The sequence below is a fragment of the Stenotrophomonas sp. 2201_Sma genome (assembly GCF_056486685.1).
The window spans coordinates 488,322-500,259 of sequence record NZ_CM151329.1; the positions used below are offsets into that span (position 1 = coordinate 488,322).

The following is an 11,938-nucleotide window of genomic DNA, read 5'->3' on the forward strand; positions in this document are numbered from 1 at the left end:
TTACGGCAGTGGCTCCTGTTCGATCGGTACGCTGCGCGGGTTCTGCATCTGTTCGCGCGCTGCGCCATAGCGTTGCTGCCGTTTGTGGTGGAACGCCACGAATTCGTCGCGTGGCAGCGGCCGGGAGAACAGCCAGCCCTGCCCGAACTGCACCTTCTGGCTGTGCAGATAGGCCAGCTGTGCTTCGGTCTCCACGCCTTCGGCCACGACCCACAGGCCCAGCTCGCGTGCCATGCCGATGATGTGCGGGGTGACCGGGCTGGTGGCACTGTCGGTGCCGATCGCATCGACGAAGGACTTGTCGATCTTCAGCGCATCCAGTGGCAGCTGTGCCAGGTACTGCAGGCTGGAATAGCCCACGCCGAAATCGTCGATGGCGACGCTGTGGCCGGCGCGGCGCGCCGCGGCCAGCATCGTGCGGGCGCGGTCCAGGTCGAGGAAGCCGCGCTCGGTGGCCTCCATCCAGATCTGCTGCGGCAGGATGCCGCTGCCGGTCATGTGCTTGGCGATCATCTTCAACGCGCGGCCGCTGCTGATGTCTTCGGCCGCCAGGTTGATCGCCACGTGCGCGCTGCGATCGCCGACCAGCAGTTCGCGCAGGTCACGCACCACGTTCTCGATCACCAGATCGGTGACATCGCCGATCATGCCGGCCTCTTCGGCCAGCGGAATGAACAGGTCCGGACGCACCTGGGTGCCGTCCGGACGCTGCCAGCGCACCAGCGCTTCGGCGCCCACGCAGATGCCGGTGTCCAGTTCGATGATCGGCTGGTAATGCAGGTACAGCTCGCGACGGCGGATGGCGGTGGCCAGTTCACCCCGCAGCGACAGCCGGCGGCGCGACAACCAGATCACCAGGCCGGCACCGGCGGCGGCCAGCAGCACGCCCAGCGGCACGAACAGCCACGCCTGCTGGCGGAAGCTGGCGGTGAGCGCGGTCCGCGGGGTGGTGGCGATGGCCAGCCATTCTTCATTGCGAGCGGTGGCGTACAGCGTGTTCTGGTCCAGACCAATGCCGGGATCGCGCAGCAGGCTCTGCAGCAGCGCCGGATCCATGTCGTTCTGCCGGGCCAGCAGGCGGCCGTCGGGGCTGGCCAGGGCCAGCCGCACGTTCGGATCAACGATGACATCGACGAAGCGGCGGGGATCGACCAGTACGTCGTAGGAGCCATACAGGATCGACAGCACCTTGCGGCGGCCGCTGGTCTCGGGACGCACATCGACCGCGATTCCGGCGCCGTCGCTGGTGACGTGGTCCGGCCTGGGCTGGTTCACGTCGGACAGGAACGGCCCCCATGAGGTGCACCGCAGTTTGCCGCCTTCGAAATAGCCCAGCTGATCGGCCGAAGGGGTGGTCATCACCAGCGTCTGCATGCGCCGGATGTGCTCCGGGCTGCAGGCGGGGAGTGCGGTGGCCTCGGCTGATTTCAGTGCGGCCAGTGCTTCCTGGTAGGACAGGTCCGCACGCCGCAGGGTGCGTTCGGCGATGTCATGCAGGCGCTGCTGCTCCACGCTCACGGCGCGGTCCCACGTGGCGTAGGCCATGACGGCGATGGGAATGGCCGCCGCCAGCAGCGCCAGCGCGGTTCCCCCGATGATGATCCGCAGTCGGCTCACGTCCGGGGCTCCAGCAAGGCAGGCAGGGCAGGGCGCATGGTCGGGCCGATCCTTGGGCAGATGCGGCTATCTGAGCATGCCGCCGCGCCGGGCGGAATGGGACGAATCAGGTATTCGGTCACATTGTGGTGAAAGCGGCCAACTTTGCCGGATTCAGCCCGTCCCCAGCTGGCGCAACCGGCCCGGGAGGACGACCGTCGGACGCTTCGCCCGCCGATTCGGCGCCATGCGGGCGCACCGCGTCGCTGGCCAAGCGGCGGAACGACGGTGGCATGTTCCCGATGGGAGTGGTCGCCTTCTTCGCCGGTGTCCAGATTACGGTGTTCGGCTTCGTCGGTATCGAGCTGGTGGGAACCACCGCCGCTGAAACCGCCGAGCCGGAGCGCAACCTGCCCAGGGCGATCAACTCGATTCTGGCGCGCATCATCATCTTCTACGTGCATGCGCTGGTGGCGATCATGGCCGTGACGCCGTGACGCCGTGACGCCGTGGCGGCAGGTGGTGCAGGACAAGCGCCCGTTCGAGCAGCTGTTACCCGTCAGGGGCGCGGCCGCCACCGCATTCACCCATCGTTAGCGGGGGCGGCCGGATGATCCGGCCGCCATGACCCGCCGCCCCGTCCTCGCTGCGCTGATGCTGCTGTCCCTCCTGTGGGCCGGGACGGCGGCTGCGCGCACGGTGTACCGCTGCGTGCAGGGCAACACCGTCAGCCTGGCCACCGCGCCGGAACCCGGTTCGCGCTGCACCGCGCGAGATATCGACGACAACGCCATCCAGACCCCGAACCTGTGGGGCAACATGGGGGTGTTCAGCGGCGTGCTGTACGAACGTGAGCAGGACGGCCGGCTGGTCTATTCCACCCGCAATCTGCCGGGCTCGCGGGTGTTCCTGAAATTCACCGTGGCCACGCCGCCGGGCGAGCCTGCGCATGAGGGCCTGGGCCGGGTCGGCAAGCCGCAGCTGGCGCCGCACGCGCGGCAGTTCAGGGCGGCAGCGAAGGCGACCGGTGTTGATGATGCCTGGCTGCGTGCCATCGCCCACGCAGAAAGCAACTTCGACGCGCTGGCGGTGTCCAGCAAGGGCGCCCAGGGCGTGATGCAGCTGATGCCCGAGACCGCACTGGAGTACGGGGTGAGCGACCCGTTCTCGCCACAGCAGTCAATCGACGGTGGCGCGCGCTACATGCGCGCGCTGCTGCGCCGCTACAACGGCGACCGCACGCTTGCCGCGGCCGCGTACAACGCCGGCATCGGCGCGGTGACCCGCTACAAGGGCGTACCGCCCTACGCGGAAACGCTGGCCTACGTGGACAAGGTGATGGCGTTGTACACGCGCTATCGCGAGGCGATGGGCATCCGCATCGAGGTGCCGGCAAAGTAGCCACTCGTCGGACGGTGATTGTGGATGCCCCTCGGCCGCGGCAGGATGGCGCTGCACGGGTGGGCGGGGGAGCGCCGGCCCGGGCGTCGAGGGACGATCCGGCCTGCAGCATCGAATCCACAGGGGGATGTGCATGAAGCCTATCGGGAGCGTGGTCGCGGCATTGCTGTTCGCGATCGCATGCAATGGCTGTGCCAGCAAGAACGTGTTGTATCGCGACGCCGAACGACGACAGGACGCAACCGCGCTGTTCCTGGACCGTGAGGGCAGTCTCTACCCTGCGGCCAGCGTGGCGGTGCCGGTGCAGCAGATGCTGGAAGGGGCACGCCCGTCGTCGGCGGAGTTCGCGACGCTCCGGCATCTCTACCAGCAGTCGGCGGTGCCAGGTGCCGCCTCGGCAGCGGCGTGGCGCAGCCTGCTTGCCGATACCGGGGTGACGCCCGACGCCGCCTTCACCGACACCTGGCAGCAGATCCAGCAGGTGCTGCGTGCGCGCGCCTCGCAGCAGCTGGATCGTGCTGCGGAGGACGGCCGTGTGGTGGTGCTGCTGGTGCACGGCTACAACAACGACTACCGCGAGGCGGCCGCCTGGTACGAACGGGTGGAGCGTGATTTCCGCGAGCGCGGGGCGGCCAGCGGGCAGACGTTGTCATTCGTGCGCGTGTACTGGGATGGCCTGCATGGCAATGCGTTCCGGATCTGGGGCGCCGCCCAGCTCAACGGGCCCTACGTGGGGCTGGAGCTGCGCAGGGTGCTGGCGGGTGTGGACAACAGGGACATGCCGTTGCGGGTGTTCACCCACAGCTCGGGTGCGTACGTGATGAACAACGCACTGGGCAACGGCTCTTCGCCGCTGCGCGGCATGCAGGACGCCTACTACCGTCGCGCTGCCGGTCTGGATGGCTATGGATTCCCGCCGCTGCGCAACCTGCGCATGGCCATGCTGGTACCGGCGCAGCCGCCGACGGCGATGGCCAACTACCATCATCCGCGCCTGGAGCAGACCTTCGGCACGATCCCCGACCGGTTGATCCTGGGCCTGAGCCGGCACGATTTCGCCACCGGCAAGGGCCGCCGGCTGGGGTCGTGCAGGATGGCGGGCAACACCTGCATGGCCACCCACATCCGCTATTCCTGCGCAGCGGTACGGCGCGACCTGCGCAGCAGCGAATCGCACGGGCGAAAGCAGGTGTGGGCCGTCGCGTTTCCGCAGCCCGCGCTGAGATCGCATCCCCATGCGGTAGCGTCCTACATGCAGGATGGCGACTGGAAGCTGTTCGCGGACGCGCTGCTGCTCGACACCGCGCTGGAGCCGGCCAACCAGGCTGCGCTGTGCGAGCGCAGGGTAGGGCCGCTGAAGCACAGCGATGCCTGGCCTGACGAAATAAAAGTGCGCGCTGCAACAGCACCCGAGCGTGCGGCTGAGGCCGATGCGGGTTGGCATTGGTGGAACTACTGGCTAAGTTCGTCGCTCCCCGTTGAATGATGGAACACGATGGCGCGGCGATACTGGATGGCGGCGGTTGCGGTGGCAACCGCCGGTGCATTGGCAGCTACCTTCTGGCTGCCGGACGAACCCCACCCCGAGACACCTGCGGGACCGGCGCCGACGCCGCTGGCATGGACCGCGCAGATCGAACTGCTGGCCGGTGATGGCCATCCGGGTGATCGGGATGGGGCCTCCGCGCAGGCGCGCTTCGCCGATCCCTACGCGCTGCTGCGGCTGGCCGATGGCAGCGTCTACTTCACCGATGGCGGCGACAACAACCGTATCCGCCGCCGCCTGCCCGATGGCCGCGTCGAGACCGTGGCCGGGCAGGGCGAAGGTCGCGTCGATGGCCCGGCACTGCAGGCACGCTTCCACACGCCGTCCGGCATCGCCGCCGATGCACAGGGCAATCTGTACGTGGCCGACACCGGCAACCATGCGATCCGCCGCATTGGCGTCGATGGCCAGGTGACCACGGTGGCCGGCGGCGAGCAGGGGTACGCCGACGGTCCCGGCGCGCAGGCACGTTTCGATGCGCCGATGGGTATCGCCGTGGATGCGCAGGGGCAGATCTACGTGGCCGATACCTGGAACGACCGGATCCGGGTGATCGGCACCGACGGCAGTGTGCGCACCCTCGCCGGGGGCGATCGGCCCGGTTTCATCGACGCGGCAGGAGGCGAGGCGCGGTTCGATACACCGGTGGCGTTGGCCTTCGACGCGCACGGGGTCCTGCTGGTGGCGGATCTGTTCAACAACGCGGTGCGTCGTGTCGGTGCCGATGGCACGGTCAGCACGTGGGTCGGCAGTGGCGGGGCCATCAACGGGCCGCTGTCGCTGACCGCGACCCATGATGGCGTGCTGTACGTGGGCGACCTTGAGGGACGCGTGGTGCAGGTCACCGCACAGGGCCACCAGATCGCACTGGTCGGTAATGACCGACTGCCGCGGCTGGCGCGCCCCAGCGGCCTGGCGCTGGATGCGGATGGCAGCCTGCTGGTGGCCGACGCGGCCGGATACCGGCTGCATCGGCTGCGGCCGCTGCCGGTGGGCGAGCTTCCGGCCCCTGCGCTGGTTGGACCCGCCGCTGACGCAGCGCTGCCGGACACGGCCGGGCGCTGGCCGCTGGCACCGCAGGAGGGCTGGCACGAAGTGGTCGGCACGCTGGGCGAGGTGCGGGGTAATTTCAGGGGTGAGAGCCGGCACCATCTGCACGGCGGCTTCGATGTGCGCGGCGATGTCGGCCAGACCGTGCTGGCCATTGCCGAGGGCAAGATCAGCAGCCCGGTGGCCAGCTGGAGCCTGGGCGGGCAGGGCGAAGGGCTGGCGGTGGACCGGCTGAAGTACATCCACATGCGGGTGGGCCGCACGCCGCGCGGGGAACCGTTCGACGCGCGCTGGCAGGCGCTGTATGACGACCAGGGCGCGCTGGAACGCATCCGCGTGCGCCGGGGCACGCGCATCCACGTGGGCGATCGCCTGGGCAGCATCAACAGCCAGGCGCACGTGCATCTGGCGGTAGGCACCAGCGGCTTTGAAACCAACGCGGTCGCGCTGGGGTTCAGCAACTTCGCCGATCACTTCGCGCCGCGCATCACCGATGTGGCGCTGCTGGACGCCAACGACCAACCGATGACGGCGGGGAGCGACGGCAGCGTGATGGTCGCGCGGCAGGGACGGGGCGTGCAGATCGTGGTCGAGGCCTGGGACCAGGTCGACAACAACCTGGCCCGGCGCAGGCTGGGCGCGTACCAGGTGGGCTACCAGATCCTGGATGCGGCCGGTCGGCCGCTGCAGGGCTACGAGCAGCCGCGCTGGAACATCGTGTTCAACCGCATGCCGCCGCAGAATGCCGCCGTAAAGGTTGCCTACGCACCGGACAGCGGCATCACGGTGCACGGCAGCGCCGTCACCCGTTTCCGCTACCTGGTCACCAACACCGTGCGCGATGGCCTGATGGAGACCGGTCGCTGGCAGCCGGCAGCCCTGCCGCCGGGGGACTACATCGTGCGTGCCAGCGTGCGCGACTACAGCGGCAACGAGGGCATCGGCAAGCGCGAGGTCAGAGTACGGCTGCTGCCATAGCGGGCGGGGCGCCGCAGCGCTCACGCTCGGCGTCCATGTCCTCCAGCGGGCGCACTTCGATGCTGCCGAACCGTGCCCACGGGAACTCGCGCGCGATGCGCATCGCCTCGTCACGGTCGCGCGCCACAATGAGATTGAAGCCGGCCAGCAGCTCGCGGGTTTCGGCGAACGGGCCATCCAGCACCCGGCTGTGGCCATCGCGGACGCGCAGGGTCTGCGCGGTATCCACCGGCTGAAGCTTCTGCGCCAGCAGCAGCGTGCCTTCGGCCTGCAGCCTGTCGGCGTGGGCCAGGCAGTCGCGCATCAAGGTGTTGAACGCCTCGGTCGGCAGGGCCTGCAGCAAGGCAGGTTCGATGTAGATCAGAAGCAGGTACTGCTGCATGGCGCGATCCTGGCGGGGGCGGACCTGCATGATCGCGCAGGTTTGCGCCGGAGCATGTTGCAGCGCGGGAGACCGGCCCGCCGGTCCCCCCCAAAAAAAACTTTCAGAATTTGTCGATTCCCCGTCCCCTCGTTCGTTGTAACAGTGAAGGGCGCGCACCTGCGCCCCACGGGAGACCCACATGAAAGTCATGGTGATCGTCAAAGCCAACGCCGATTCCGAAGCCGGACGCCTGCCCAGCGAGCAGGAGCTGACGGCCATGGGCGCCTACAACGAACAGCTGGTTGCCGCCGGCATCATGCTGGCCGGTGAAGGCCTGCATGCCACCGCGCGTGGCCGCCGCATTCACTTCGGCGGCGCTGGACCGCAGGTCGAGAGCGGCCCGTTCGCGCCCGTCGCCGACCAGATCGCAGGCTTCTGGCTGTGGAACGTCCGCTCGCTCGACGAGGCTGTGGAATGGGCCAGCCGCGCCCCCTTTGGCAGTGGTGGCACGCTCGAGGTGCGCCCGCTGATCTCCGCCGAAGACTTCGGCGAAGCCTTCACCCCCGAATTACAGCAGCAGGAACAGCGTCTGCGCGAGCAGCTCGAAGGCTGAGCCCCGCCGCGCCGCGAACACTCGACATCTTCAACCGAACGGAGCACCCCGATGAAACTGATTCCCTTCCTTGGCTTCAGCGGCCAGGCCCACGAGGCGATGGCCTTCTACGCAAAGGCCCTGGGTGGCCAGGTCACCTCGGAAATGAAGTACCGCGACATGCCTCCCTCCGACGGCTCGCCGGGGTGCAACGAGATGCCGGCCGACACCCTTGACCACGTGGCCCACAGCCAGCTGGAAATCGGCAGTGCCATCCTGATGGCCGCCGACGGCCCCGGTGCCGGCGACGGCGGCTCGACCACCATCAATGTCGATGTCGACAGCATCGAGGAAGCCGAGCGCGCGTTCGCTGCGCTGGCCGATGGGGGCCAGGTGCAGATGCCGATCGCCGAGACGTTCTGGGCGCACCGCTGGGGCATGTTGACCGATCGCTACGGCAAGCCGTGGATGGTCAACTGCATGAAGCAGCCCTGATCGCCCGCCTTCTTTCCATTTTCCAGGGAACCCGAACAATGAGCACACCGCAACCGCAGATGATCTTCGTCAACCTGCCCGTGCAGGATCTGGACAAGTCCAAGGCCTTTTTCGCCGCACTGGGCTACCACTTCAATCCGGCGTTCACCGATGAGAACGCGGCCTGCATGGTGGTCAGCGACAGCATCTTCGTGATGCTGCTGGTCAAGCCGTTCTTCCAGCAGTTCACCACCAAGGCGATCGCCGACGCGCAGGCGCAGACCGAGGTGATCACCTGCCTGTCCGCCGACAGCCGCAACGCGGTGGACGTGATGGTGGACAAGGCGCTTGCCGCCGGTGCCAGTGAACCGCAGCCGGCGCGCGACTATGGTTTCATGTACCAGCGTGGCTTCCAGGACCTGGACGGACATCTCTGGGAAATCGCCCACATGGACGGCGAGCCGGGCTGAGCGGCCACGCCCGACGACAGGAGAACGCTCATGGCTTACGTCGATGCCTATGTGCTGCCGTGCCCCGAGGACAAGGTCGCGGCCTACCGCCGCCTTGCCCGCAAGGCCGGTGCGGTGTGGAAGGATCACGGTGCGCTTCAGTACATGGAATGCGTGGCCGACGACGTGGAACCCGGCACGTCGACCTCGTTCCCGCGTGCGGTGAAGGCCAAGCCGGGCGAGACCGTGATCGTGGCCTTCGTGGTGTTCCGATCGCGTGCGGCACGTGACCGCATCAACGCGAAGGTGATGGCCGATCCGCGCCTGGCCGGCATCGGCCCGAAGGACATGCCGTTCGATACCCGGCGGATGTTCTGGGGCGGTTTCAGGCCCATCGTCGAAGCGTGACTGCCGGTGCTTGTGCGGCGGGAACGTGCATGCTGTGATCGGCGCATGCACGAGCCCTCCCTGACCCAGCGCCTGGAGACTCTCTGGCGGATGGAATCGCCAGTGTTGATCGCGCGCCTGGCGCGGCTGCTCGGCGGTGATGTCGGCCGTGCCGAGGAACTGGCCCAGGACACCTGGCTGGCTGCGCTGGAGCGTTGGCCGGAGCAGGGCATCCCGGACAATCCTGGAGCCTGGCTGATGACCACTGCGCGCAACCGGGCCATCGATGTACTGCGCCAGCACCAGCGGGTGGCGCAGCAGCATGCGCAGTGGGGCGAGGCACTGCATCCGGCCGCGCTGCCGGCACCGGACGACAGCACCGCGCTGGAAGACGATCTTGGCGACGATCTGCTGCGCCTGATGTTCGTGGCGTGCCATCCGGTACTGCCCGCGGACGCGCGCGTGGCGCTGACCCTGCGCCTGCTCGGCGGGCTGACCACGAGCGAGATCGCGCGCGCGTTCCTGCAGCCGGAACCGACCATCGCCCAGCGCGTGGTGCGCGCCAAGCGCACGCTCGCGCAGAAGCAGGTGCCCTATGAAGTGCCGCGTGCCGAGGCGTTGCCCGCGCGCCTGGCCTCCGTGCTGGAAGCGATCTACCTGGTGTTCAACGAAGGCTACGCCGCCAGTGCCGGCGATGACTGGATGCGACCAGCGCTGTGCGAGGAGGCGCTTCGCCTGGCGCGCATTCTCGCCCACCGCATGCCGGCCGCCGCCGTGCTGGGACTGCTGGCACTGATGGAACTGCAGGCCTCGCGCGCCGCGGCGCGGGTGGATGCGCAGGGCCGGCCGGTGCTGCTGGACCAGCAGAACCGCGCACGCTGGGACTGGCTGCAGATCGAACGCGGGCGGCAGGCGCTGGCGCGCGCGCTGTCGGCCGGCGGTAGCGACGATCCCTACGTGCTGCAGGCCTGCATTGCCGAGTGCCACGCAACGGCGCGCCAGGCCGACCAGACCGATTGGGCGCGCATCGCCGGGCTGTATTCGCGGTTGCTGCAGATCCAGCCTTCGCCTGTGGTGGCGCTGAACCGGGTGGTAGCCATCCTGCGCAGTGAGGGCGCGTTCGCTGCCTGGGCGCATCTGCAGCCGCTGCTCTCCGATGACCGTCTGCGTGACTACGCACCGTTGCAGGTCGTCCGTGGCGAAGTGCTGCAGCACCTGGGTCGGGTCGAAGACGCCCGGCAGGCGTTCCAGGCCGCTGCCGCGCTCACCGACAACGTGCGCGAACGCGATCACCTGCTGGCGCGGGCCCATCCGACAGTGCCAAAAGCGCCTTAAATCCCTCGGGCCCCTTTTGTACACTCGGCTGGGATTTCCCTGCTGGAGAGAGCAATGAAGCGAGTAGCACTGGGCGTGCTGGCCCTGTCGGTGTCGGGCGCGCTGATGGCGGCCACGCCGAAATTCGATGGCGCGCGGATTTCCGCCGACGTGAAGGAACTGGCCTCGGACGCCTATGAGGGCCGTTCGCCGGCCACGGCGGGCGAAGCGAAGACCATCGCCTACCTGAGCAAGCAGTTTGCCGACGCCGGCCTGCAGCCGGGTGGCGACCTGAAGGATGGCAAGCGCCTGTGGACCCAGGCCGTGCCGCTGCGCAAGGGCGACATCGTGGGGACGCCGCAGCTGGCCCTGCATCAGGGTAACAGGACCATCGCGCTGGAGCAGGGCAAGCAGATCGCCGTGCGCGCGGCCATGAACGGCGCCAGCACGGTGGACATCAGCAAGGCGCCGCTGGTCTTCCTCGGCTACGGCGTGAAGGCCCCGGAGCGCAACTGGGACGACTTCAAGGGCGTGGACCTGAAGGGCAAGATCGCGGTCGTGCTGATCAACGACCCGGACTTCGAGACCGGCAAGGGCGACTTCGACGGCAAGGGCATGACCTGGTACGGCCGCTGGCCCTACAAGTACGAGGAAGGCGCACGCCAGGGCGCGCTGGGCGTGCTGATCGTGCATGAGACCGCACCGGCCTCGTACGGCTGGGCCACGGTCGCCGGCTCCAACACCAACACCATGTTCGATGTGGTGCGCGACAACCCGGCCGACAGTCACCCCCTGCTGGAAGGCTGGATCCAGCGCGACCTGGCCGTGGACCTGTTCCGCGCGGCCGGCCAGGATTTCGAGGCACTGAAGAAAAAGGCGCAGCAGCGCGACTTCACGCCGGTCACGCTGACCGGCGCCAGCCTGGACGCGAAGTATGCGGTGAAGACCGAAGTGATCACCTCGCACAACGTGGCGGCGCGGCTGGAAGGCAGCAGCCACCCGGACGAGACCGTGATCTACAGCGCCCATTGGGACCACATCGGCGTGGGCGAGCCCGATGCCCGCGGCGACCGCATCTTCAACGGTGCGCTGGACAATGCCAGTGGCACCGCTTCGCTGATCGAACTGGCCCGTGGCTTCGCCAAGGGCAAGCAGCCGCAGCGCTCGCTGCTGTTCCTGGCGGTCACCGCCGAAGAAAAGGGCCTGCTGGGTTCGGAGTACTACGCGACCCACCCGTTGTATCCGCTGGAGAAGACCGTGGCGGTGATCAACATGGATGGCATGGCGCCGTTCGGCCCCTCGCGCGACTTCGGCATCTACGGTGCCGCGCGCTTCGAGCTGCTGGACCAGCTGAAAGAGGTGGCCAAGGGCTGGGACATCCGCTATACGCCCGATCCGAAGCCGGAAGCGGGCCTGTTCTTCCGCTCTGACCATTTCCCGTTCGCCAAGCGCGGCGTGCCGGCGCTGTCCTGGTCGGCCGGACAGGACTGGGTGGACGGGGGTGTGGCTGCTGGCAGGAAGGCCTCGGAGGACTACACCGCCAAGCGCTACCACCAGCAGGGCGACGAGTGGCAGCCGGACTGGGTGTTCGCCGGCGCCGCCCGCGACCTGGAGGTGCTGTACACCCTGGGCAACCAGCTGGCGAACTCGCGCAGCTGGCCGAACTGGAGCAAGGACGAGTCGTTCCGCGCCGTGCGTGACGAAAGCGCGGGGCAGCGGAAGTAAGGGAAGGCGGGGCGCTGCCCCGCCCCCCCGGTAGCGCCGGGCCACGCCCGGCGTTTCCGTGA

The 11,938-nt window shown here is 68.3% G+C and carries 11 protein-coding genes and 1 pseudogene; 10 read left to right on the plus strand and 2 right to left on the minus strand.

Annotated elements, in window-relative coordinates:
• A complete protein-coding gene (locus ACZLIF_RS02215) occupies positions 1-1,617 on the minus strand; it encodes an EAL domain-containing protein (protein WP_053518830.1) in 1,617 nt (538 codons plus the stop codon).
• Between the two features lie 221 nt (positions 1,618-1,838).
• Between ACZLIF_RS02215 and ACZLIF_RS02220 the strand changes: the two are divergent.
• The 4 genes and pseudogenes from ACZLIF_RS02220 to ACZLIF_RS02235 all read left to right on the plus strand — a co-directional run.
• Positions 1,839-2,178, plus strand: a pseudogene (locus tag ACZLIF_RS02220) (D-serine/D-alanine/glycine transporter); the annotation flags it as partial.
• A 42-nt stretch (positions 2,179-2,220) separates the two neighbouring features.
• Positions 2,221-2,997 (plus strand): lytic transglycosylase domain-containing protein, encoded by a 777-nt coding sequence (locus ACZLIF_RS02225; RefSeq protein WP_065182540.1) that lies wholly within the window; start codon positions 2,221-2,223, stop codon positions 2,995-2,997.
• 133 nt (positions 2,998-3,130) lie between these two features.
• The gene (locus tag ACZLIF_RS02230; RefSeq protein WP_128988047.1) at positions 3,131-4,483 is read left to right on the plus strand and encodes a hypothetical protein; all 1,353 of its coding nucleotides are present in this window, start codon (positions 3,131-3,133) and stop codon (positions 4,481-4,483) included.
• A gap of 9 nt (positions 4,484-4,492) precedes the next feature.
• Positions 4,493-6,571, plus strand: coding sequence for an SMP-30/gluconolactonase/LRE family protein (locus ACZLIF_RS02235; protein WP_128988046.1), 2,079 nt, complete (start codon positions 4,493-4,495; stop codon positions 6,569-6,571).
• Here ACZLIF_RS02235 and ACZLIF_RS02240 read toward each other — a convergent pair.
• Positions 6,549-6,953: a YciI family protein gene (locus tag ACZLIF_RS02240; protein WP_065175397.1), complete on the minus strand. Its 405-nt coding sequence runs from the start codon at positions 6,951-6,953 to the stop codon at positions 6,549-6,551. The two genes, ACZLIF_RS02235 and ACZLIF_RS02240, sit on opposite strands and share 23 nt — an antisense overlap.
• A gap of 181 nt (positions 6,954-7,134) precedes the next feature.
• Between ACZLIF_RS02240 and ACZLIF_RS02245 the strand changes: the two genes are divergently transcribed.
• The 6 genes from ACZLIF_RS02245 to ACZLIF_RS02270 are packed head-to-tail and all read left to right on the plus strand — an operon-like array spanning position 7,135 to position 11,876.
• On the plus strand, positions 7,135-7,548 hold the full coding sequence (locus ACZLIF_RS02245; protein ID WP_053518842.1) for a YciI family protein: 414 nt from the start codon (positions 7,135-7,137) through the stop codon (positions 7,546-7,548).
• 51 nt (positions 7,549-7,599) lie between these two features.
• Positions 7,600-8,022, plus strand: a complete 423-nt coding sequence (locus ACZLIF_RS02250) for a VOC family protein (protein ID WP_128988045.1) — start codon at positions 7,600-7,602, stop codon at positions 8,020-8,022.
• Between the two features lie 38 nt (positions 8,023-8,060).
• A complete protein-coding gene (locus tag ACZLIF_RS02255; protein WP_128988044.1) occupies positions 8,061-8,471 on the plus strand; it encodes a VOC family protein in 411 nt (136 codons plus the stop codon).
• Positions 8,472-8,501: 30 nt separating this feature from the next.
• Positions 8,502-8,858 (plus strand): DUF1428 domain-containing protein, encoded by a 357-nt coding sequence (locus ACZLIF_RS02260; RefSeq protein ID WP_053518847.1) that lies wholly within the window; start codon positions 8,502-8,504, stop codon positions 8,856-8,858.
• A 45-nt stretch (positions 8,859-8,903) separates the two neighbouring features.
• Complete coding sequence (locus ACZLIF_RS02265; protein ID WP_065175393.1) at positions 8,904-10,172, plus strand: RNA polymerase sigma factor; 1,269 nt, start codon at positions 8,904-8,906, stop codon at positions 10,170-10,172.
• A gap of 54 nt (positions 10,173-10,226) precedes the next feature.
• Complete coding sequence (locus ACZLIF_RS02270; protein WP_128988043.1) at positions 10,227-11,876, plus strand: M28 family metallopeptidase; 1,650 nt, start codon at positions 10,227-10,229, stop codon at positions 11,874-11,876.
• The last annotated feature ends 62 nt before the right edge of the window (positions 11,877-11,938 follow it).